At 60.9% G+C, this 23,449-nt stretch carries 18 protein-coding genes and 1 pseudogene; 8 read left to right on the top strand and 11 right to left on the bottom strand.

Annotated elements, in window-relative coordinates:
* The first annotated feature begins 129 nt into the window (after window positions 1–129).
* On the top strand, window positions 130–921 hold the full coding sequence (locus A9K68_RS14680) for a GH25 family lysozyme (protein WP_065010327.1): 792 nt from the start codon (window positions 130–132) through the stop codon (window positions 919–921).
* Window positions 922–1,001: 80 nt separating this feature from the next.
* Window positions 1,002–2,180 (top strand): lytic murein transglycosylase, encoded by a 1,179-nt coding sequence (locus tag A9K68_RS14675; RefSeq protein WP_065010465.1) that lies wholly within the window; start codon window positions 1,002–1,004, stop codon window positions 2,178–2,180.
* Between the two features lie 6 nt (window positions 2,181–2,186).
* On the opposite strand, the gene A9K68_RS14670 is transcribed toward A9K68_RS14675, so the two are convergent.
* Complete coding sequence (locus A9K68_RS14670; protein ID WP_065010328.1) at window positions 2,187–3,080, bottom strand: LysR family transcriptional regulator; 894 nt, start codon at window positions 3,078–3,080, stop codon at window positions 2,187–2,189.
* Between the two features lie 131 nt (window positions 3,081–3,211).
* Here A9K68_RS14670 and A9K68_RS14665 point away from each other — a divergent pair, with 131 nt between their 5' ends.
* Window positions 3,212–3,943, top strand: a complete 732-nt coding sequence (locus A9K68_RS14665; RefSeq protein WP_065010329.1) for an SDR family oxidoreductase — start codon at window positions 3,212–3,214, stop codon at window positions 3,941–3,943.
* A gap of 10 nt (window positions 3,944–3,953) precedes the next feature.
* Here the strand turns inward: A9K68_RS14665 and A9K68_RS14660 are convergent, their stop codons facing one another.
* Complete coding sequence (locus tag A9K68_RS14660; protein WP_029351502.1) at window positions 3,954–5,174, bottom strand: alanine racemase; 1,221 nt, start codon at window positions 5,172–5,174, stop codon at window positions 3,954–3,956.
* A gap of 216 nt (window positions 5,175–5,390) precedes the next feature.
* Here A9K68_RS14660 and A9K68_RS14655 point away from each other — a divergent pair, with 216 nt between their 5' ends.
* Window positions 5,391–6,293 carry a DMT family transporter gene (locus tag A9K68_RS14655; RefSeq protein ID WP_065010330.1) on the top strand — a complete coding sequence of 301 codons (903 nt, stop codon included), beginning with the start codon at window positions 5,391–5,393 and terminating at the stop codon, window positions 6,291–6,293.
* 479 nt (window positions 6,294–6,772) lie between these two features.
* On the opposite strand, the gene metF is transcribed toward A9K68_RS14655, so the two are convergent.
* Together metF and A9K68_RS14645 are read right to left on the bottom strand one after the other, a co-directional pair.
* Entirely contained in the window at window positions 6,773–7,690 is a 918-nt protein-coding gene (gene metF, locus A9K68_RS14650) for a methylenetetrahydrofolate reductase [NAD(P)H] (RefSeq protein WP_065010332.1), read from the bottom strand.
* Entirely contained in the window at window positions 7,690–8,706 is a 1,017-nt protein-coding gene (locus tag A9K68_RS14645; protein WP_065010333.1) for a metalloregulator ArsR/SmtB family transcription factor, read from the bottom strand. The genes metF and A9K68_RS14645 overlap by 1 nt, the downstream gene beginning before the upstream one ends.
* A 141-nt stretch (window positions 8,707–8,847) precedes the next feature.
* Here A9K68_RS14645 and tsaA point away from each other — a divergent pair, with 141 nt between their 5' ends.
* The 3 genes from tsaA to A9K68_RS14630 all read left to right on the top strand — a co-directional run bounded on the left by tsaA (window position 8,848) and on the right by A9K68_RS14630 (window position 10,739).
* Window positions 8,848–9,369, top strand: coding sequence for a tRNA (N6-threonylcarbamoyladenosine(37)-N6)-methyltransferase TrmO (gene tsaA / locus A9K68_RS14640; RefSeq protein ID WP_065010334.1), 522 nt, complete (start codon window positions 8,848–8,850; stop codon window positions 9,367–9,369).
* Window positions 9,366–9,677: a DUF2293 domain-containing protein gene (locus tag A9K68_RS14635; protein ID WP_065010335.1), complete on the top strand. Its 312-nt coding sequence runs from the start codon at window positions 9,366–9,368 to the stop codon at window positions 9,675–9,677. The genes tsaA and A9K68_RS14635 overlap by 4 nt, the downstream gene beginning before the upstream one ends.
* 102 nt (window positions 9,678–9,779) lie before the next feature.
* Window positions 9,780–10,739: a D-amino acid aminotransferase gene (locus A9K68_RS14630; protein ID WP_065010336.1), complete on the top strand. Its 960-nt coding sequence runs from the start codon at window positions 9,780–9,782 to the stop codon at window positions 10,737–10,739.
* A gap of 11 nt (window positions 10,740–10,750) precedes the next feature.
* Here A9K68_RS14630 and A9K68_RS14625 read toward each other — a convergent pair whose 3' ends face one another.
* The 7 genes and pseudogenes from A9K68_RS14625 to A9K68_RS14595 form a co-directional block, all read right to left on the bottom strand.
* Window positions 10,751–11,368, bottom strand: a complete 618-nt coding sequence (locus A9K68_RS14625) for an MOSC domain-containing protein (RefSeq protein WP_065010337.1) — start codon at window positions 11,366–11,368, stop codon at window positions 10,751–10,753.
* A 146-nt stretch (window positions 11,369–11,514) separates the two neighbouring features.
* Entirely contained in the window at window positions 11,515–12,636 is a 1,122-nt protein-coding gene (locus A9K68_RS14620; protein ID WP_065010338.1) for a beta-ketoacyl-ACP synthase III, read from the bottom strand.
* Between the two features lie 482 nt (window positions 12,637–13,118).
* Window positions 13,119–14,141 carry an IS110 family transposase gene (locus A9K68_RS14615; RefSeq protein WP_065010339.1) on the bottom strand — a complete coding sequence of 341 codons (1,023 nt, stop codon included), beginning with the start codon at window positions 14,139–14,141 and terminating at the stop codon, window positions 13,119–13,121.
* Window positions 14,142–14,549: 408 nt separating this feature from the next.
* The gene (locus tag A9K68_RS14610; protein ID WP_065009925.1) at window positions 14,550–14,837 is read right to left on the bottom strand and encodes a hypothetical protein; all 288 of its coding nucleotides are present in this window, start codon (window positions 14,835–14,837) and stop codon (window positions 14,550–14,552) included.
* Window positions 14,838–15,632: 795 nt separating this feature from the next.
* Entirely contained in the window at window positions 15,633–16,754 is a 1,122-nt protein-coding gene (locus A9K68_RS14605; RefSeq protein WP_065009924.1) for a hypothetical protein, read from the bottom strand.
* Window positions 16,755–17,196: 442 nt separating this feature from the next.
* Window positions 17,197–18,218: pseudogene (locus tag A9K68_RS14600) on the bottom strand (IS110 family transposase).
* 472 nt (window positions 18,219–18,690) lie between these two features.
* A complete protein-coding gene (locus tag A9K68_RS14595; protein ID WP_065009923.1) occupies window positions 18,691–20,223 on the bottom strand; it encodes a phospholipase D family protein in 1,533 nt (510 codons plus the stop codon).
* A 197-nt stretch (window positions 20,224–20,420) separates the two neighbouring features.
* Here A9K68_RS14595 and A9K68_RS14590 point away from each other — a divergent pair, with 197 nt between their 5' ends.
* Complete coding sequence (locus A9K68_RS14590; protein ID WP_065009922.1) at window positions 20,421–23,201, top strand: hypothetical protein; 2,781 nt, start codon at window positions 20,421–20,423, stop codon at window positions 23,199–23,201.
* Window positions 23,202–23,449 lie beyond the last annotated feature (248 nt).

Here is a 23,449-nt window from a genome sequence, read left to right as displayed (position 1 = left end):
AAAGCGCGTCGAAGCGCGCGCTTTAATATGGGAGCGGTCCTGTGGGGCGATCGCTTGGGGGTACGGTCGAGGGGCCCACCTGCAGCAACAACCCATCAGCGGCCGGCTGAAACCGGTTCAGGAGTAGCGATGCGCCGTTTCGCGGCTTTCATCATGCTGACGCTGCTGGGCGCCTGCTCGACCGTCGACGATCTTGCGCCGTCGCTGCCGAGCGCCCCGACCGTTACGGTGCGCGCACCTCGTTTTGACGACTCCGACCCCCATAAGTGGGAAAGCGGCGCGCCGTGGAGCTATGCCGTTCACGGCACCGACGTCTCGAAATACCAGACCTCGGTCGATTGGCCGGCGGCCAGGGCCAGCGGCATTTCCTTCGTTTTCATCAAGGCGACGGAAGGCGGCGATCGCTTCGACGATTATTTCAATGAGCATTGGAGCCGCACGAAAGCCTCAGGAATCCCCCGCGCGGCCTATCATTTCTACTATTTTTGCACGCCGGCCGCCACGCAAGCGCGGTGGTTCATCAAGAACGTGCCCAAAGACCGTTCGGCGATGCCGCCGGTTCTCGACATGGAATGGAACCCGCAATCGCCGACCTGCAAGCTGCGGCCCGATGCGGCCACGGTGCGCAGCGAGATGAGCACATTCCTCGAAATCGTCGAAAAACACTATGGCAAGAAGCCGATCATCTACACCTCGATCGATTTCTTCGACGACAACGGCCTATCGGCCTTCCGTGGCTATCCCTACTGGCTGCGTTCGGTGGCCGGCCACCCGCGCAAGAGATACGGCAGTCACCCGTTCACCTTCTGGCAGTACACCGGAACCGGTATTGTGCCGGGCATCCCCGGCAAGGCCGATATCAACGTGTTCAACGGCACCGAAGCCGCCTGGAACAAGTGGCTGCGGCAGAACACCCGTTGACAGCGGGCCTGCCGCCTGCTTTTCGACACAGCCAAATGAAGGATGCTTGCAACCGCTGGTGATCTTCTTGGGGGATGGCGATGCGATTGCGCTTGGAAATTCTCGCGGCGCTGCTTCTGGCCGCTACGGCGGCGCCGGCGGTGGCACAGCAATGCGGCGGCGATTTCGAGGCATGGAAGCAGGGTGTAGCGGCGGAGGCCAGGAACGCCGGGGTCGGCACTGCCGGCCTTGAGGCGCTGGAAAAGGCCACCGCCGACAAAAAGGTGCTGGCGCGCGACCGCGCCCAAAGCGTCTTTACCCAGACCTTCATCGAGTTCTCGAACCGGATGATTTCGGCTTACCGGCTGAAGCAGGGCGCCGCCAATCTGAAAAAATACGCCGACGTCTTTGCCCGCGCCGACCAGGAATTCGGCGTCCAACCGCCGATCATCGCCGCCTTCTGGGCGCTGGAAACCGATTTCGGCGCCGTGCAGGGCGATTTCCACACACTGAACGCACTGGTCACGCTCTCGCATGATTGCCGCCGCCCGCAACTCTTTCGCCCGCAGATCACGCCGCTGCTGACCCTCATCGATCGCGGCGTCGTGCCGGCCGATGTCACCGGCGCCTGGGCGGGGGAAATCGGCCAGACACAGATGCTGCCGTCCGACTATCTCGGCCGCGGCGTCGACGGCGACGGCGACGGTCTGGTCGACCTGCGCAGCAGCGCGCCGGATGTGATCATGACCACCGCCAACAAGATCATGTCGCGCGGCTGGAAACGCGACCAGCCCTGGATCGAGGAAGTCCGCGTGCCCGAGGACATGCCATGGGACCAGACCGGCCGCACCAACAAGCTGCCGCTGACGCAGTGGGCCCAGTGGGGTGTCACCAACCCCAACGGCACGCCGCTTGTCGACAACGGCCTAAAGGCAGGCCTGGCGCTGCCTATGGGCCGCAAGGGGCCGGCCTTCCTCGTCTACGACAATTTCGACGTCTACCTCGAGTGGAACCAGTCCTTCACCTATGCGCTGACTGCGGCAAATCTCGCCGCGCGGCTGGCGGGTGCGCCGCAATTCGGTCCGCGCAATCCCGAACCCGGCCTCGACGGCGATCAGATGAGGGCATTGCAGACAAAGCTCGAGGCCAAAGGCTATGACGTGGGAACGGTCGACGGCATCCTGGGCACCAATACCCGCGAGGCGATCCGCAAGGAGCAGAAGCGGCTAGGCTTGCCAGTCGACGGCTGGCCGACACCGGAGCTTCTTGCGAAGCTTTAAAGCGGGTCATCGCCTGGCAAGCAGGAAATCGATAAAGGCGCGCAGGGCCGTTGGAACCTGCCGAGAGCTCGTATGATATAGGTAAAAGCCCGGAAATCGGGGTGACCAGGCTTCGAGAAAACGGATGAGCTTGCCGGCTTCGATCCACGGCCGAACTTGGTAATCCAGCATGTAAGCCACGCCGACCCCATCCAGGGCCGCCCTGATCATCAGTTCCGTGTCGTTGACCGTCAAACCGCCGTTGACGGCTATTTCCAAAGCGCGTTGGCCTCGCGCGAACTCCCATCGATAGATGTTGCCGCCACCGGGCCACTGGAAATTGATGCAGCGGTGCTGATGCAGCTCCTGCGGATGACGAGGTATGGTCCGGTTCTCGAGATAGGCTGGAGCGGCCACCGCGGCCATCTGCAAATCCTCGCTCAGCTTCACCGCCACCATATCCTTCTCCAGCCGCTCGCCGAGCCGGATTCCGGCATCGAACCGCCCCTCGACAATGTCGGTCAGCATATCGTCGATGATGACGGTCAGCGCGATATCGGGATAGGCGCGCTGAAAATCGCCGAGGATGGGAGCAATGAAACGCATGGCAGCGATGCGTGGAACGTTGATGCGCAGCGAGCCTGCCGGCCGATCGCGTGATGCATGAGCGTCGGCGACAGCGCCTTCGAGTTCGCTGAATGCCGGAGCGAGGCGGGCAAACAGCGTTTCGCCTGCTGCGGTCGGCGACACGCTGCGGGTGGTGCGGTTGAGCAGCCGGACACCGACACGCTCTTCGAGCCCGCGGATCGTCTGGCTCAGCGCTGGCGGCGAAACCCTGAGCCTGGCCGCGGCGCGGACAAAGCTGCCCTCCTCGACGATCGCTGCAAACGCCTTGAGCTCGGAAAACTCCGTTCCTCGCATTATGTACCTCTAGCTTAACGAGTTACTTAGTTAATAGCCCATTATTTGATCAATAGCATGCTCCTAGCTTTCGACAGATGGAACCGTCGCTCTATTGAAACGGCCGCAACACCAGTCGAAAGGAATGCTTCATGTCTCATTCGCTTGAAGGCAAAACCGCGCTCGTGACGGGCAGTTCGCGCGGCATTGGACGCGCCATCGCCGAGGGGCTAGCGGCAAACGGGGCGACCGTCGTCGTCAACTATGTCGGTAACGAGACAGCCGCCCAGGAAGCCGTTGCCGCCGTCCGCGAGAGTGGCGGAAAAGCTCTTGCCATTCAGGCCGATATCTCCAGCGTTTCCGACATCCGCCGGCTGTTCGATGAGACCGAAAAGCAGATGGGGGCGATTGACATCGTTGTCGCCAATGTCGGCGTCGCCGTTATAAAGCCGCTGGTCGAGGCCACCGAAGCCGACTTCGACCACGTCTTCGGCGCCAACGCCAGAGGCACCTTCTTCACGCTTCAGGAAGCGGCGCGCCGCGTGCGCGACGGTGGCCGCATCATCGCCGTCTCCACCGGTGGAACCAAGATGTTCTTCACGCAGACGGCCCTTTATCTCGGCAGCAAAGGAGCCGTCGAGCAGTTCGTCCGCGTCCTCTCGCGCGAACTCGGGCCGCGCCGCGTCACCGTGAATGCGCTTTCGCCAGGCTTTACCGACACCGACCTGCTGCCCGAGCGAGATCGCGCGATCGCCGCCGGCATGTCGCCTTTCGGCAGGATCGGAGCGCCGCGCGACGTTGCCGATGTTGCGGTTTTCCTCGCCTCCGACCAAGCCCGCTGGCTGACCGGCGAGAACATTCAGGCCGGCGGCGGAGTGGCCTGACCTACATGGCCTAATCCGCCATCGTCTCCAGGCTGGCAAACCCTTGCGGCGCGTCCCCTTCGTCGAACGGCGTCGTCACTTCGACGAAGGTGTCGGGATAGAAGCCATTGAAGCGTGTCCTCAGCGACAGCGAATAGGCGCCGATATGGCCGATCTCGATCCAGTCGCCGGTATCGACCGTTTCCGGCAGCCAGAACGGCCGCGACAGGATATCGACGGAATCGCAGGTCGCGCCGCAGACCTTGAACGGCACAATGGTCTTCTCCTCGCCATTGCGCGAACGGATCGCCGGGTCTGGGATGAAGCGCGCCGGCAGCGTGATCTTGCCGGTCCATGAATCCGACAGCGACGCCCAAATGCCGTCATTGATGTAGAGCCGCTTGCCCTTGCGCAGCAGCACGCGCACGATCAGTGACAGGCAGCGCGCCACGATCACCCGGCCCGGCTCCGCCACCAGCGGCATCTGGTCGAACTGGTATTCGTTCAGGTCGCCCGACAGCCGCGACATGATCTGGCCGAGCGACGGCATCTCGATCAGCTTGCGGTTGGGATCATGGCCATATTCGGCGGGAAAACCGCCGCCGACATCGAGCCCGGCAATGTCGAAGCTGACGCGGTTGCGCACCCAGTCGGCCGAGGCCAGCGCCCGCTCATAGGTGTCGGGATCCTCGATCTGGCTGCCGACATGGAAGCACAGCCCGACCTTGTAGCCCGTCCGGTTCAGCCGTTCGGCCAGCTCGACCGCATTGGCCGGTCCGGCGCCGAATTTCTTCGACAGTTCGTAGGCGGCCGATCCTTTCGTCTGGATGCGCACGAACACAGTGATCGCACCCGGATCGATATCGAGCGCCCGCACCACGCGGGTCAGCTTGGTGATCTCGTCCTCATGATCGAGCGAGATGACCCGGATGCCATATTTCTCCAGCGCCAGCTTGATATCCGACTGTGCCTTGACCGGATGCATGTAGAGCATCTCGGCGTCGGGCGAGACCGCGCGCACGGCGGCGAATTCGCCGGGCGAGGCCACGTCGAAAGTGCCGACGCCGGCCTCAACCAGCGCCTTCAGCACGATCTGCTCGCCGTTGGTCTTGACCGCATAGGCGGTCTTGCCGGGAAACATGCCCATGAACTGCGCGGCGTCCGCCTTCAGCACCTGCGGGCGAAAGCAATAAATCGGATCGTCCGGGCGAAGCGCCAGCGCCGCTTCGCGCGCATTTTCGAATCGCTGCATGGACGAATCCCTTGACCTAGACTGCGCACAATTAATCCAACCTATGCGGGAATGAAAACAATTCTGTGTCTCGCGGCCCGAACGCCGCGGCGCTACGCTAGATGATGGGAATGCTAGCCCACCGATCTGGTTTCGGGTGGCCCTTGCCGTCGAACAGGATATGACCTGAACAGACGCCTGATTGGCTTGATTCAGAGCCATCTGGGAGGACGATCCATGGCAATGCGCGGACCTATGGCCCTGAAAGACTGGGCACAACTTCTGCTGTTAGGTGCGATCTGGGGTGGCTCGTTCTTCTTTGCCCGCATTGCGGTTGCCGAGATTCCCCCGCTGGTGCTGGTCCTGTTTCGCGTCGCCATCGCGGCGCTGGCGCTGCATCTCTATCTCGGCCAGCGCGGTCCGTCGTTCCGCCTCGCCTTGCCGCATGCCGGTCTGTTCATCCTGCTGGCGCTCGTCAACAACGTCATTCCCTTCTCGCTGATCTTCGCCGGCCAGACCGAACTTGGCGCCGGTGTCGCCTCGGTGCTCAATTCGACGACGCCGTTCTGGACGTTGATCTTCGCTAACGCGCTGACATCAGACGAAAAACTCTCCTGGAACAAGCTTGCCGGGATCGCGCTCGGCATCGTCGGCACGGCGGTGATGATCGGTCCCGGCCTGCTTGCCGGGCTGGGCGGACCGGTCTGGGCGAAATTCGCGCTGGTCGGTGCGTCGCTGTCCTATGCGGTCGCCCTGATGATTGCCCGCCGCTTCAAGGGCGTGCCTTCATCGGTCATCGCCACGGGACAATTGACCGCCTCGACCATTATCATGATCCCGATCGTGCTGCTTAGCCACGGCACTGGCAACCTGTTTTCGGCCTCGCCGCCGGTGTGGGCAGCGGTGTTGGCGCTGGCCCTGCTGTCCACCGCCTTCGCCTACATCCTTTATTTCAACCTCGTCGCCTCGGCCGGCGCCACCAACGCCTCGCTGGTCACGCTGATTGTGCCGGCCAGTGCCATCCTGCTCGGCTTTCTGTTCCTGGGCGAGCGGCTCGAATTGTTCGAGCTCGGCGGCATGGCACTGATCGCGATGGGCCTCGTCACCATCGACGGCCGCCTGTTCGGCCGCCAGCATTAGAGCTTCGTATTGGACGCGCAAACGACGCTCCAACTCATTGAACTTCGCATCGACCCGAAAATCGATTCCGACTTTCGGCTACGGTAGCGCTGTCATATCCATCCTCGCCCCAGCTTCGTCACATTTTATGCACAGGTCCGAAGCGGGATTTTGCCGAAGAGTTTCAAGACCTAACGGCAAATGGCCGGTCGTGAATTCCACAATGTCGTCGCATTGCAGCATATTTTCCGCTTGCCTGTGGCACAAATGACCCTAGACTCTGGCCATAGCTCTTTAAGAGGAGGCTATGACGTGGGACTCACGAGGCCAATCAACGCATTGATGATCTGTGCTGCGTTTGCATTCATCGGAGCCCTCATTATGGGCTTTCTTCCGTAGACCCGCCAAAGCAACGGAAGATCAGCACCGAATAGTCCAAGTCACTGAAAAGGCCGGGTTTTTACCCGGCCTTTTTTGCATTTCCAAGGCTCGACCGAGACTTACGCCGCAGCAGACCCCGCAGCTTCAGCCTCATGCGAGCGGATGCCGATCATGTGGCAGACGGCGAAGACCAGATCGGCCCGGTTCATGGTGTAGAAATGGAAATCACCGACGCCGCGCTCGACAAGGTCCAGCACCTGCTCGGCCGCCACCGCGGATGCCACCAGCGCATGCGTCTGCGGGTCCTTCTGCAGCCCGTCGAAGCGCTCGGCCAGCCATGCCGGCACCAGCGCGCCGCAGCGCGACGAGAAATTGGCGACCTGGGTGAAATTGTGAACCGGCAATATGCCCGGCACGATCGGGATGTAGATGCCGGCCCGCCGTGCCCGCTCGACATAGCGCTCGTAGAGGTCGTTGTCGAAGAAGAACTGGGTGATCGCCCGCGTCGCGCCATTGTCGACCTTGCGCTTCAGCATGTCGATGTCGGTGGCGAAATCCGGGCTCTCCGGATGCTTTTCCGGATAGGCGGAGACCGAGATGTCGAAATCGCCAACGCCTTTCAGCGCCCCCACCAGTTCGGCGCCATTGGCATAGCCGTCCGGATGCGGACGATAGGCTGCACCGACGCCCTCGGCCGGGTCGCCGCGCAAGGCGACGAAGCGAGTGACACCCATCTGGGCGAATTCCTGAATGACCTCATCGACCTCGTGACGCGCCGCATCGACGCACGTCATGTGCGCCGCCGGCGTCAGCGCCGTTTCGTTGAGGATGCGCTTGACCGTGCGTGCCGTGCGCTCGCGGGTCGAACCGCCGGCGCCATAGGTGACGGAGACGAATTTCGGCTTGAGCGGCTGCAGCCGGGTAACTGTGTCCCACAGCCGTGCTTCCATTTCATCGCTCTTCGGTGGGAAGAACTCGAACGAAACCCGGATCTTGTCGCCAATGTCAGGGCGGCGGGAAAAGCGGAACTGGTTCATCAGGCGGTTTCCCCTATCGGATAGGCCGGTTGTGCGTGGTTGGAGGGATCGGCGATCAGCATGCGCTGGTCACGGCCGAGCCACAGTTTTACGGTGAGGCTGGCCTCGTTGCCGCCGCGCGGCTCGAATTCCTGGCTGTCCTCGAGGTCGAGCCCGGCATCGGAAAACCACTCGGTGATCTGCCGGTCGGAAAAGCCGAGCCGCACATGCGCGTGCGCGTCGCGCAGGAATTCCAGCGCGTGCGGAGCGAAATCGACGATCACCAGCCGGCCTGCCGGGCGCAGCAGCCTTGCTGCCTCGCGGATGGCGCGGGCGGGATCGTCGAGATAGTGCAGCACCTGGTGGATTGTAACGAGATCGAAGGCATCGCGCTCGACCGGCGGCGCAAAAATGTCGCCCTGGCGCACCTGCGCATTCGAAACGCCGGCTTTGTCGAGATTGGCGCGCGCCACCGTCAGCATCTCGCGCGACATGTCGATGCCGATGCCGCGCCGGTAGAGCGGCGAAAAGATCTCGAGCAGCCGCCCGGTGCCGGTGCCGAGATCGAGCATCGACTGGAACGGCCGCTTGCCGACGAGCTTGAGCAGCGCCGCCTCCACCGCGCGGTCCGGCACATGCAGCGAGCGGATATGGTCCCAGCTCGCGGCGTTTACGGAGAAATATTCGGCGGCGCGATCCTGCCGCTTGCGCTTGACCGCCGCCAACCGCTCGAGGTCACGCTCGACCTGCGGATCGGCAGCCCGGATGCCGGAGACCAGCCTGAGCACGAAATCCCGCGCCGCATCCGAATCCGACAGCCGGAAGAAGGCCCATGAGCCCTCCTGGTAACGGCCGATCAGTCCCGCCTCCAGCAAAAGCTTCAGGTGGCGCGAGACGCGCGGCTGCGACTGGCCGAGGATTTCGGTGAGATCGGAAACGGTCAGGTCACCGCGCGACAGCAACGCCAGGATGCGCAACCGGCTAGATTCGGCCGCCGCCTTCAATGTATCTACCATGGTATCGAGTGCGACATGCATGCGAGCATTCTCTTTGAAAAAGATATAAACATATGTTTATGTCGATTTTGATTGCCTTGCAAGCGCTATGTCGCTTCCGGACAAGAAAATGACGCATGCGTGGTGGATCGCGCAAAGCCGGAAGCATGATCGGGGACAACCATGTTCGAAACGCGCAACGGCGAAAAGCTTCTGGAAACCGATCCGGCTGTTATGCCGCCGGACGGCCATGTCGTCTTCATCGGCCGCATCGCCTCGCCCTGGACCGCGCGGGAAACTTGCCCCAAGAATATGAAATCCGCGCGGGAAACGGGACAGCCGGCGGTTCTCACGATCGACCAGCCCTATCGTAACGGCCTGCTCGGCCTGGAGCGCGCCAGCCACATCATCATCCTGTCCTGGCTGCACCATGCGCCGCGGACCCTGATTGTCCAGAACCCCCGCCATGCGGCTGAACCGAAAGGCGTTTTTTCGCTGCGCTCCCCTGCCCGGCCGAACCCTGTCGGGTTGCACATCGCCAAGCTCGTCGCCCTCGACATCGACACGGGCCGTATCGATATCGATGCGATCGACGTGCTCGACGGCACGCCGGTCATCGACATCAAGCCTTATTTCGCGTCGACCGATGCCTTTGCGGACGCAACCATTGCCGGGCGGGACGAGCCCGGACAGGACGGGAGATGAGCGCGCCGACCGGCCGTCGCCGCGCCATCGCCAAGGCGCTGACGGCGCTATTACCGCTGGCGCCCTATGCTGACATGGAAAAGATCCGTGCCGACGCCGGCGCGGTGCATATGAAGAGCCTGCCGCCGACGATCGCCGTGTGGCTGGCGACGACAGCTCATATCCGTCATGTGCACACCGACTACGAAAAACTGCTGGCCGAAGGCTATGACCGCGACTCCGCGCGCTTCTTCGTCATGGAACAGACCAACATCGTCCTGACCCGCTGGCGCGCCACCCGTCTGCTCGAGGATGACGATGAGGACTAACAACTTCTCTCGATGGCCCAGCGGCAAGCCCAGCCTGTGTCTTGTACTCTGCGGCTCTATCCCGCCATCTGATCGGCGAAAAACGATCTGACGGAGGACGTGATGAGCAAGCCGGCCGATCGGCACACTAAACCACTGCCCTCGCTCTTCGCCCGTCACATAGACCCGCACTCCTATCCGGAAGGCGTTGCCTTCCTGGACGGGCAATATCTGCCGATGTCGCAAGCCAAGATCTCGGTGCTGGATTGGGGCTTCCTGCATTCCGACGCTACCTACGACACGGTGCATGTCTGGGACGGCCGCTTCTTCCGCCTCGACCTGCATCTCGATCGCTTCTTCGGCGGGCTGGAAAAGCTGCGCATGACGATCCCGTTCGACCGCGAAGGCGTCGCCGAAATCCTCCACAATTGCGTGTCGCTGTCGGGTCATCGCACCGCTTATGTCGAGATGCTGTGCACGCGCGGCGCCTCGCCGACCTTCAGCCGCGACCCGCGCGACGCGGTCAACCGCTTCATGGCTTTCGCCGTTCCCTTCGGCTCGGTCGCCAATGCCGAACAATTGCAGCGCGGCCTGCATGTGGCGATCAGCGACAAGTTGCGCATCCCACCGGCTTCGATCGACCCGGCGATCAAGAACTATCACTGGCTCGACCTGGTGCGAGGCCTCTACGACGCCTATGAGCGCGGCGCCGAGACCGCGCTGGTCCTCGATTTCAACGGCAATGTCGCGGAAGGCCCCGGCTTCAACCTCTTTTGCGTGGATGACGGTAAACTGTCGACCCCGGCTGTCGGCGTGCTGCCCGGCATCACCCGCCGCACCGTCTTCGATCTCTGCGCGGAGGCCGGGCTTGCCGTCACAGCAGCCGATGTCAGCGTCGCTGCGCTGCGTCAGGCCGACGAGGTCTTCATCACCTCGACTGCCGGCGGCATCATGCCGGTGACGATGATCGACGGTATTCCGGTCGCGGACGGTAAGGTCGGCGCGATTACCAGGCGCCTCACGGCGATCTATTGGCAAAAGCACGAAGACCCGGCCTGGTCCAGCTTGGTGCGCTATCCCTGACCCGAGCGTGGCTACGCGCGGTAAATCCACTGCTCGGGCACACGCACCGAAATCTCCTCGCCGGTCGTGATGCGGCCTGGTCTTTCGACCCAGGCGACGAGGCCGCGCAACCGCTTTGCCGCCTTCGGGAACAGCAAAGCGCCGCCCTCGTGGTCGGCCATGCCGGCATTTTCGGCGACCGATCGCCCGGCGATGCGGCAAGGCCCGTTCTGCGCGTCGATCTTGATGGAGACGCCGCCCTTGAAGAACAGCAGCGTGCCGGACGGCAGCATCGAGAGATGGGGCAGGCCGTCGATCAAGAGATTGGCGCCGATCCACTCCGGCTTGATATCGGCGATGCCCATCCGCTGGGCGACGATCGCCAGCTCGTCCGTCGCCACGATCGACAGCTGCCGCTCGTTGCGCATCTCGGTGCCGCGTGGATACCAGGGCTCGCGCCCGCCCGAGCGCCGCGTCGCGCCAGCGTGGAAATCGCCGGCGATGCCGTTGAAGCCGAGCCGCAATTCATCCACCGGGCGTGTCTCGAAATGGTCTGATGGCGCGACGTAAAGCGCGGCCACCTGCGCGGCAAGCTTCCGCGCCGGGATGATTTCGACCGGGTTTTCGGTCTCGGGGAAGAGATCCAGCATAAGGCTTCGCTCCGTGCGTGATGACAGGCAATTAGCCGCAGTGAGCTCACCAGGTCCAGTCTAAAGCACTGATGCTCCAATCAAGCAGACTGATGCGATTACAAACCGGCGCCCGCTAATGCTGGTGCCGTTCGCGCCAAGACAAATCAGAGCATGCGCAATAGCGCCCCGCCAATCGAATAGCCGGCGCCGAAGGCGCAGAGCAGGCCATAGTCGCCGGCCTTCATGTCGGCGTGGTTCTCCGACAGGGCGACGATCGCGCCTGCGCCTGCGGTATTGCCGAGGCGCTCCAGCACCATCGGCGCACGGTCATGGCCGACCTCGTGGCCGAACGACAGCTTCAGGATCATGGCGTTCATCCGGGCATTGGCCTGATGCAGCCAGAAGCGCCGGATCGCCTGCGGCGTCAGCCCGTGCTCGGCCAGGAACTCGACGATGAACTTGTGCCCGGCGACGGTGACTTCCTTGAACACCTTGTTGCCGACCTGCTTGATCAGATTGCCTTCCAGATTGATCATATATGAATCGTCCTGGGCGGTGCGCGTGTAATAGCCGAGATTGGTGCGAATGTTGTTGGACATCTGCGTCCAGGTCCGCGTGTCGAGCACCTCAAAGCGTCCCGGCCGCTTGTCGCCCTGGGCAAGCCCCTCGACGATCATCGAGACAGAAGCATCGCCGAAGATGAAATGCGTCTGCCGGTCGCGGAAATTGAGATGGCCGGTGATGATCTCGGGCGTCGTGACCAGCACGCGCCTGTGTGCGCCGGCCCGTACCAGATTGACCGCAATGTGCAATGCCGCCGCCGCCGATGAGCAGCCAAGGCCCATATCGAAACCAGCGCCCTTCGTGCCCATCGCCTGCTGCATCTCGACGGCGATCGCCGGATAGGGCCGCTGGTGATGCGAGGCCGAGCAGATCACCAGGTCGATATCCCCAGGCTCCAGGCCGGCATGGTCGAGCGCTTTCCTGGCGGACGCGATGCCGAACTCGGCCTCCAGCGACAGCGCATCGTCCGGCCGCGCCGGAATGCGCGGCGCCATGCGGGTCGGGTCGAGAATGCCTTCGCGCTCGATCACATGGCGGGTCTGCACGCCCGAAGCATGGACGATGAAGGCACTGTCCGACTTCTGCAGCAGTGTCTCGCCCGAAGCCTCGCGGCGGACATTCTCCGTGTCGACCCAGGCATTAAAGCTGTCGACCAGTTCTTCATTGGTGATTGAAGGCTCGGGGATTTCAACGCCGATGCCGCTGATGATGACGCGATGCATTTTCACCCCATGCGCAGGCGTTTCGGCTTCATTTGGACGCCGCGAAGGCTCGGCGCAACAGTTTTCGCATCCAGTGGTGAAAATCTAACGCTTGGTCCCCGTGCTGAAGGACCGGGACGGGTGGTTCTTTGCCGTTCGTCCCGTCGATGGGAACGAGCAAGTGGCGCCAGGAACGGTAGTTCAAACCGGTGCCATGGAACGACCTGTTTGGGGCCGTGTATGGACGGCTCTCCGTTGGCAAGGGTTTATTTGAGCATTTTGCAGTTGCTGGTTGGTGCGGCCATGTATCCGACCTGTAAGTGCGGCTTTTCACGCGCCGCTGGCCATAATGCCATTCGCGCGGCTCAGGTCCCGATCGAAAGCTCGCACTCGAGGTGCACGGCCCCAGTGGGTTTTCCTGATCCGGCGGTTTCAACCGGCTCTGTGCATTAGCTCCTGTTCGCCCTTTCCAACTCGTCGGCGATCACTCGCCCTATCTCGATTTATGCGATGATCGGCTCCTTGTAGCGCTCGCCGTTCGTCATCAGTGCCCAGACCATCCGGGCGGTCTTGTTGGCGAGCGCGACCGCCGCCACCTTCGTCGTTCGTCGGGCCATCAGCTGCACGAGCCAGGGTCGCCTCGTCCCGTGCCGCTCGGCATAGCGGATGACCGCCATCGCTCCGACCACGAGCAGCTGGCGCAGGTATCGATTGCCGGCTTTGGAGATGCTGCCGAGCTTCTCCTTGCCCCCGCTTGAGTTCTGCTTGGGAACGAGCCCGATCCAGGCCGAGAGGCATCGCCCCGACTTGAATGCGAGCGGATCGGCGACGGTCGCGACGAACGCACTCGCCAACAGCGGGCCCACCCCTGGTATCTCCATCAACCTGCGACCCAGCTCGGTCTCTCGTGCACTCGCCCGCACCCTGCGATCGTTCTCGAGGATCTGTGCCTTCACGACTGTGAGCTGCGCCTCGAGCATCCGCAGACAGAGCCGCGCGTCAGCCGGTATCCTCGTGTCGTTATCGTCGTTAATGACGACAAGCAGTTGCTCGATCCCGATCCGCCCGATCGGCGCCACGACTCCGAACTCGGACAGATGGGCCCGCAACGCGTTCGATATCTGCGTGCGCTGGCGGTTGAGCATCAACCGAACCCGGTGCAGCATCATCACGCTCTGCTGCTCGGGTGACTTCACCGGGACGAAGCGCATGGTCGGCCTGGTCACCGCCTCGCAGATGGCCTCGGCATCGGCCGCATCGTTCTTCTGTCGCTTCAAATAGGGCTTCACATACTGTGCCGGCAGCAGTCGCACATCATGACCTCGTGCGGTCAGCTCTCTCGCCCAATAGTGCGAGGAACTGCAGGCTTCGATCCCGACCAGACATCGCGGCAGCTTCTCGAAGAACCCCAGCACTCGCCCACGGGTCAGCTTCCTTCGAATGACAACCTGGCCCACGGCATCTACGCCGTGGACTTGAAACACGGACTTCGCGATATCCAGACCAATCGTCGTACCCTTGTCCATCTCAGCTCTCCTCCAGCTCTGGCCCAGCGACTATAGCCGCAAGGCGGAGGAGAGCCGTCCACCGCATCATAAGCGGAACGTCCGCTTTCGGGATGATGGGGCTAGAAAGCCGACCTTTTCATCCAGGGTAGTGCCGACCGCTTTGCGCCAAAGCTGGCCTCCGTGATTTCATGTCCAAATATCGCGTTTCAGATCGGATACCTGAAGAACGCCGTTGGCGAGGGTAGCGACGGCATCGACAACGATGGACACAGCGAGGTCGACATCGACACAGGGCGGGTTCGGCCACCCCTGCCCCACGTTTGATGGCAACGGATGACGTTGAGGGCTCCGTAGCACGGCGGCGACGAGCCCGACACGATGTCGCAGGCGAATCCACGCGACGGGCACCAAGGGCCGTCCCCGACTCTATGTTCCCTTCACGACTCTCGGCTTAATTGGTCGGCGGGATTGAGCCGCACTCTCAAGGGCCAAGGCCAGCCGCTTCTCGTCTTCGATGGCGCGATCGACTGCCTCGATTTCCTCTTGGAGCTCCTTTAGCTCGGCTCCGTAGCTGGAGCCGTCGCTGTCCCCGATCTGAAAGCCACTTGCCCGCATTGCGTCGCGGGTATGGTGCACGTTACGGACTCCTTCGCGTCGAGTCGCGACCAGGATTTCCCTGAACTCTTCAAGACGTTCAACGTGATTGCGAGTCATTGCGTTCTCCTATTTCGTCGTCATCCTCGCTGACGGCGATTCAGCACGGCTAAAACTTACGGCGCAGAAGGTTTAAGCGACTCTAAGAGATACGCTCGACAAAGCATGAATGCGGAAGCTCAAATTTGACCGTCTTGCAATAAAGTGGAGCGCGGCAGGAGGAAATTGGCTTGGGACCCGACCGATCACCGCCCAGGTGCTAGACTCTTCGGCCGAGCGCGTCTGCTGCTCGGCGCGCTTGCTCGTCGGCGCGCTTGCTGGTCCCCATCCAGCTGCCGATTCTGGATCGCGAGGGTCCGTTTCTGAGCGCTCAGGGACGCTGGTCTCAATGTCCGGTAAGGGGCGCATTGCTGCTCGAGAGCATAGTTGGCCGTAAGCAGTCCGGCAGCTATCAGGAAGCGGCGCAACAAAGCGGCCGTTCTGTTGACGGCCCCTTTTGCGGACTCAAAAACAGGGTTCACAGACGAAGTGAGAACGATAGCGTGGATCCTCTAACAACGTGCCAAAGCCGAGAAGAAATGCTTCCTGTGCGAGCACAACTGCCACAGCCATGATGCCAACTCCTGAAGCCAGTTTGCAAGCCAAGCCGACCGATGAAGAAAAGCGCCAAGGGCGTATCAACGCAACGATTGCGGCTGAGCCAGCAGAATAAGCGCTGGAACGCCTAGGACCACGGCGTGCATCTCCAGCATAAGGGCGAACGGAGTATCCGCTTTCATCATCGGCTTAATCTCCTCTAAAACCTGAAGGCATTCAAGATCGCGACTCCAGACTGAAGGGTTAGCATTCCACCATTTATAACCTGCCATTGGCGATGTGCGCGGGATTTAGGCTGCCGGGGATCGGACACCGCCGGCGCCCGGCGAGTCGTTCAACGATCTTGCTCAGCGTTCGCAGCGTCCAGGCCAGCGGCGCCAGAACCATCCTCAGCAGAGAAGCCAGGACAAGACAGAGTATAAGGTAGGCCGCAAAGGCGCCGAGCCAGGCCGGGATACCTGCTTGTTCGGCTATCCAACCGGCGGCGTTTATCAGAAGGTGAGGTCGCGTGATCGCCACATAGGGAAGTGCGACGACGGCGGCGACACCGGCTGCGGTACCGACGGCGGAAAGCGATTGGAACGCACCTTTGCCTGCAGCCCTCAGATGTGCTATCCGCACAGTTCCGCGACCAGCTGCGGCCACCGGTGCCCTCGCAACGCGCAATGCCTTGGCTGCGGCGCCCATGCCCCCGACGACGATTGCCGCATCGAAGGCCGCCCAACCCATCTCGCCCCAGGTCGGAAGCCGCTCGCCGCGGGTGATCACCCCTTCCAGATCGGAAACGCCGCCCAGGACTATGTTCTTCGCACCAAGCAGCGTGCGGGTGAACTGTCTGCGGACTGCTGTTCCGTCAACGATTTCGAACTCCGACAGCATCTCATGCCCGCGATCCTTGAGCTCGTGAATGGCAATAAGCCCATATTGCTCCGGCGAAATCTCGGCGAGGCCGAATCCCACCTGCCGGTCGTCCCACAGGCTCGAGAGGCCCTGACCGACGGTTTCCTGCAACAAGTACTGCGACGATCCATTCTTCACGAAGTAAGCAATCACCGGCACGACCGGATGGCCGAGACGGTCGAAAACCTCCACGAAATCCGCATCCTCGCCATAGACGAGGAACACTCTGGCTGCATCGTCGCCATATTTCGCCGCTGCCTCATGCCAGCCGAGCCCGCCTGCCGCGCAGGCTGCAAGAACCCATGGCCGAGCCTGCTCCACAGCTTTGCTGCTGAGCGGGCAACGGGTGTCGTCCCGGCGAACTTCCTCCGCCAGCGCGGCTCGCATGACCTCATCCTCGAAGTGATGGGGCTCCCGCCATTCCCATCTGAGCGTCAGGACGATCGCCACAACGAGTGAGGCTGCTAGCAGATATCTCATTCTCAAGGGGGCATCCTCCCGCAATCATGTCATGCCAAGACGTGCCGAAGCTATCAGCCAATCCCGATGAAGCGATCGTTAGTTCTGGGATGTGGTGGAAATTTGCTGGATGGTGCGCCGACAGCGGACGTTCCGTTTTCCACCAACCTCGCTGTTCATGGTCATTTTGGGGCCGTGTATGGACGGCTCTCCGTTGGCAAGGGGGTTCGTTCGGCTTTTGCAGTTGCTGGTTGGTGCGGCCATGTATCCGACCTATAGGTGCGGCCTTTCATATGCCGCTGGCCATAATGCCATTCGCGCGGCTCAGGTCCCGATCGTAAGCTCGCACTCGAAGTGCACGGCCCCAGTGGGTTTTCCTGATCCGGCGGTTTCAACCGGCTTAGTGCATTAGCTCCTGTCCGCCCTTTCCAACCTCGTCGGGGGTCGTGCGCCTTGTTTCGTTCTATGCGATGACCGGCTCCCTGTAACGCTCGCCGCCGGTCATCAATGCCCAGACCATGCGGGCTGTCTTGTTAGCCAGCGCAACCGCCGCGACCTTGGTCGTTCGTCGTGCCATCAACTGCACGAGCCATGGCCGCCTGGTTCCGTTCCGCTCGGCATAGCGGATGACCGCCATTGCCCCGACGACGAGTAGCTGGCGCAGGTAGCGATTGCCGGCTTTGGAGATGCTGCCGAGCTTCTCCTTGCCCCCGCTCGAGTTCTGCTTTGGCACGAGTCCGATCCAGGCGGAGAGGCATCGGCCCGACTTGAATGCGTGCGGATCGGCGATGGTTGCGACGAACGCGCTCGCCAGCAGTGGACCCACGCCCGGGATCTCCATCAACCGGCGGCCAAGCTCGGTCTCTCGTGCACTCGCCCGGACCCGGCGATCATTCTCAAGAATCTGTTCTTTCACGACCTTGAGCTGCGCCTCCAGCATCCTCAGGCATAACCGTGCGTCAGCAGGTATCCTGGCGTCGCTCTCGTCGTTGACGACCACGAGCAATTGCTCAATTCCATTGCGGCCGATCGGCGCCACGACCCGAACTCGGACAGGTGGGACCGCAGCGCGTTCGATATCTGAGTGCGCTGGCGGTTGAGCATCAACCGGACCCGGTGCAGCATCATAACGCTTTGCTGCTCGGGCGACTTCACCGGCACGAAGCGCATGGTCGGCCGTGTCACGGCCTCGCAGATCGCCTCTGCGTACGCAGCGTCGTTCTTCTGCCGCTTCAGATATGGCTTCACATACTGTGCCGGCAGCAGCCGCACATCGTGGCCAAGTGCGATGAGCTCACGAGCCAAGTAATGCGACGAACTGCACGCCTCGATACCGACCAGGCATCGCGGCAAGCTCTTGAAGAATGCCAGCACGCGCCCACGCGTAAGCTTTCTGCGAACGGCAATCTCCCCAGCCGCATCCACGCCGTGGACTCGAAACACGGACTTCGCGATATCCAGACCGATCGTTGCAACGTTGCTCATCATAGCGCTCCTCCAGCTCTAATCCCGCGATCATACCGCAGGGAGGGAGGAGAGCCGTCCACCGCATCAATAGCGGACTGGCTGCAACTGGCGACCTCACCAGTTGTTCCGAAAGCTGACGGTTGTTTTCGTCAACGTTTTGCGCGGTACTCGTCGCAACAGAGTTGCGGGTCTCTGCCTCTCTCAAGAACCCACAGACAGCCGCTTGATCGGGAGAATGCAACGAGCCGCCCTTTGAAGCTCAAGGCCGCTTACCGCAGGCAACTACCGGTTAGCCTCTTGGAAACGGCGCGCAAGACTACCGACCAGGTTCTGCGCCGAACCAATCTATTGCTTAGATGTCGTCGCCAGCCGTGTGCAATCAACCTTTTCTACACGCAGAAAGATCGTGACTCCGTAGGTTCGAGCCTCAAACTCGAAGTGATCGAGCCCGGCCTTCAACTGTCAAGCGGTCTGCCATCGACCCAAATTGTTAGTTCCGGACCGGTCCGGCATAGGGGTCGATGCGCGCGATAGCCTTCGCGTGCCCGAAAGGCTGGGAAAGATCCAAGTCGTAGGAACGGACACGGCCCGTCGGCTGGGACCTGCCGGCCGCCTTCCTCATCAAAGCGCACCCCGCCAGCGGGTCATCGATGACAGAAGGGTCAACGGCAAGGTGCTCCGACCAAATGCCCTTCCGAAGCTCCTTGACGAACGCGCCGTCGGCATCGACCACGCCGACGTTGAGCTCGGAATCGTGGGTCATACTCTTCTGGTTTACATTGGCCGATCCAAGCGAAACAAACTCGTCGTCGGCGACAAGCAGCTTGGCATGCACGTAGATCCCCTCGGTCCGATTATGCAATGTGGCGATGGTGAAGCCGTCCTGTTTCTGCGCCCGCATGGCGACGTTCTTTAGGTACGCGACACCGATGTCCCGCTGATATTTTTGAAATCTCGGCAAGACTCCAGTCTCTTCGGTCTGGGCCGGCACGATGACGATCACTTTGACACCGCGTACGATCGCCTCCCCGAGCTGATAAACGATATCGCTGTTGCGGGCCGGCCCAGGCTGATCCTGAAAGCAGGGCGGAAATCGAAACGGCATGAAATATTGGTCTTCGATGTAGATATAGAGAGCGGCCTTCGAAATGGCGTTGATGTGAGACGCCCAGACCGTGAATTCGCCGTCGCCAGACCAGCTATATCCGTTCTTGGTGAGACCGTAGGTTCGCAGAACTTGGATACAGTGTGTTCCGGCTGCGGCCGGCTTCGAGACCGCTCCGGCTGGAATTGTCGGCGGCAAAGGTGTCTTGGGTGAAAGACGGCTGCGGGTCGGGTCGTTCCAGCGCTCTATGAAGGTCTGCTCGAGGTCCGCAACGGCCGGGCCGTCGATTCGAACACTCACCTCATGTGTCGGCTTGCCGTATCGGTCAGGGTTGGGAGAGCGATGCTCTTGGGTATCCCATCGCCCGGAGTGAATGTCAGCCGACCCGAGCAGAACGTGCGGACCCGAGCGGTCCCGAACACAGGTGAACTTCTGATGATTGCTCCCGCAACAAAGGCCTCCCGCTGCCAGGTTGGGGTAGCGTGGATCACGTCGGATGTCGTAGACCCCGTGGTTCCGCAACCATTCGATTGTCGCCTTGTTTTCTTCATTCCCATAGTAACCGTGATCCGACAGCAATCCGAGGATCTGAACGCCCCTTTCGTGCGCTTCGTAGAGTTTGCTCAATGCATTCCAACCGGGCTGGTTCTTGCCGCGAACGCCGACGTCATCGAGGGCAAGTCCGGCATGCCACAGCTGAGGTGAACTTCCTTTCAGCGCAACAATGGAATCGGCCCAACGTTGCATATGGGCTGCTCCGTCGACCAACATGGTGACCCGATTCCCATCCGAGAATGCGCCAATCGTACTTCCGGGATAGCGAACGACCGGCGGAAAAACGCTCTCGGGCCTCTTGGGATTGATAAACCATTTCTCCTTAAGCCGTTTCAATTCAGCCGCCGAGGTCGCACCCGACATAGCAGTCTCCATCGATCTAAAGATATTAAATGCCGATCGAACATCAAAAGAGCAAGTGATGATAAGTGTTAATTCAGACAATTTCGGTCTTGATTTCAGGGCACTGCAAGCCTTGACCTATAGATAAAGCACAGGCAATCTTTCAGTTGCCTTTGCAGCGAATACGCCGCGTTATAGTCTAACTCGAGAGGACATTGATGAAGCGCGATGCAATGATCGAGCGGTTCAAGGAAAGCCTGCCTTACGCGAGCGAGATTTTTGGCGTCTACCAACCTCTCCTCGGTTGGCGGGCCAAGAGCGCCGAGATGCGCTTCGTCAAAGGGGTGTCGGCCGAACGCCTCGATTCGTTCGGCAAGCTGCGCACCAAGTTCCAACCAGCCTACGAGCTCGAGGTCAACGCCGACCGCATGTTGACGGCAATCCCGCGCCTCGAACCGGGCAAGCCTGGGCGTCCAAGGGTGTTCGACACAGTATTGATGCAACGCATAGCCCTTCAGCTGCCACCGCTCGAAGGCTACGACCCTTCCATGTGGGCCGATGTTCTCAACGAGGATAATTTGCAGCGCCTGCTCCTTGGGGAGGTGCGCGAATGGTACCTGCATTGGTTCAAGGAGAATGAGCAACTCCTCCGTCGTGAAAATGACGGTGATACGGAGATCAGCATTGCCTACGTCGAGAGCCAGATCCAGAAGGAGTCCATCACGGCCGGTATGCTTCTCGCCCTGAAGAATGCCGGAGCGAACGCCCAGCTGGTTGACCTGTTCTACCCCCAACTGGCCGATCCATCAGACGTGGCCGCTGCCTTTGCTTATGAAGACCCCTTCGATGTGATCGATCCGAAGAAGCAGCTCGACAGAGTCGGGCTTTCCCCCATCGGCATCGTGCATCTTTTCCGCCAATACTTTTTCGAGTTCGATACCTTCCTGGGATCTCCTGTCGGTCATATCTGGCTGAGCCCGGGCTCGACAGTGGAACTGGTCGAAATCAGCACACGTCGAACGTACACGGAGCGCTACGAGGAACAGGTCCTCGAAACCACCACGAAGGCTGAGAAAAGCACGACCGATCAGGACGAGATTTCCGACGCCGTGAAAGAGGACAATCGGTCAGAGACGAAGTTCGGCGCGAATGTCAAAGGCGAACAGAAATGGATCTGGGGGAGCGCAAACCAGAGCGCCAGTTTTGATCTGTCAAAAACACAGCAGACCGCCCGAGAACACGCCCACAAGCACATGCGTGAGCAATCCGAGAAGCTGTCGACCGAAATTCGCAAAAACTACAAGAGTACGCTGAAGGTGATAACAGAAAATACTGACACCACCAGCAAGCGATATGTTCTCAGCAACGCGAAGGACGTGCTGGCGAACTATGAGATTCGTCGAAAAATGCGCCAAGTCGGTGTCCAGGTGCAGGACGTCGGAACTTATCTATGTTGGCAGACCTATGTCGACGAGCCTGGACAGCAACTCGGCATTTCAGAACTCGTCCATGTCGCCAAGGCACCAGATTCCCTTCCGGCTCATCCCGAGGGCCTCGCCACGCCCCAGCCCATCCCGGTCGACGTCACGATCGAGATTCCCTTCGAACAAACCTCGGAGGACGTCGGCGATCTCGACGAAGCGTATCGCGATGGCCGGGAGGTCGACACCGACTTCAACGAAGGCGACATCGAAACCATTCGCGCCGACTTCCCGCAGAAGGCCATACCGCCGCAGCCAGGCTACTATCTTGATCCGACGATAGGGATCGACAAGGGCGGTAGCGACGTCAACGTTTCGATCAAGGATTTCCAGCAAGCCGACCCAAAGACAGCCACGTCGATAACCGAGGTGAAATTCACCGTTCATCTCGACTACGTGAACTTCAAAGGCAACTCCCCATTGAGGATCACGGCGAAACTCAATTGGCTTCCACTCGATAGCCTGCTCAAACAAGTGGCCGCCGAAAATGAGAAAAGGGCCAACGACTTCACTGAAAAGGAAGCCGAGCTCAATCGGAAAGAATATCTGACGGCGGCACGCGAGCGGATAAAGCTGGCGAGCAAGATCACGTCTCGCCGGTACGACGACCTGCGCGAAGAGGAACGAATTGTGGTCTACCGCGCGCTGATCCAGACCATGCTTACAAAAGGCATCGTGATGAAGGACTCCGCGTCGCGGCATGCGGTGTCCGAACTTCTCGATTCCATTTTCGACGTCGACAAGATGCTCTACTTCGTGGCTCCGGAGTGGTGGAAGCCGCGCGCGCACTACGGCCAGTTTCTGGCCGCGCCGACACCGAAGCCGTCCGCAGCGGCCGCAGCTATCCCGCAACCGGGCGTCAAGATCAAAACACTCGGCAAGCGCCGTCCACCGTCAACCACGCTGAGCAAGGATGCGTTGGTCAGCTGGGGCGGCGCCGATTCCAAGAGACAGGACAACTATTACATCACCGAAGATTCGGACGTGGCCAAGCTCGGGGCTTCGCTGGGTTGGCTCCTCCAGCTTGATGGCGATAACCAACGCAATGCCTTCCTCAATGCGCCTTGGGTTAAGGCGGTCATCCCTATTCGCCCCGGGAAGAACAAAGCAGCCCTGAACTGGCTGAAGCAAGTCGAGGGAATGAATGGGATTGGCCCGGCGGATATGTACTCCGGTAACGAGCCATCGCTTCAAGGCAAGACCATGTTGCAGGTTCTTGAAATCCTAGCGGACAAGGTGAAGTCGAAGCAGGACGCAGCCAATGCCGTTGGCCAGTACCCCCCTGAGGAGTTTGATGATGACAACAAGGTAAGCGCTACTCCGGTTGACCGGGTCTACGAACACGGCTTTTACCCGCTACAGGGTGGATTTCGCGCCACGCCGAGCAAAAACGATCCCCAGAACCCTGATGGATACTTCGAGATTTTCGACCAGTGGGTCGAGGTTTTACCGACGGATCAGATGGTGGCTGTAGAGGTCAAGTACGACCCAAAGACTGGCAAACAGGTGGATCTCTAGCAATGGACGCTCTTTTCGCGGCCATTCAGCTTTTTACGCGTGAAAGTCGGTGTTCGCTATTGGCGCAACCGTAACCTCCAGCGCGGTCGTCGGCAATGTCCGCTTTCAGGCGGCCGGAGACTCGACTTCACCGGCCGATATTGGGGGGCGCAGAGCTGCCGTTCGAAACGCGGACAATGATGGACGCCAATAGGGTCATGACTATCCCTTGACCTCCCATAAGGGACGGTCTGCACCGGGTCGAGAGC

The organism is Mesorhizobium sp. AA22 (genome assembly GCF_001672375.2).
In the GTDB taxonomy this organism is placed as follows: Bacteria; Pseudomonadota; Alphaproteobacteria; order Rhizobiales; family Rhizobiaceae; genus Mesorhizobium; species Mesorhizobium wenxiniae.
Note: the sequence above shows the minus strand (reverse complement) of the source record. Positions and strands in the feature narration are given on the sequence as shown.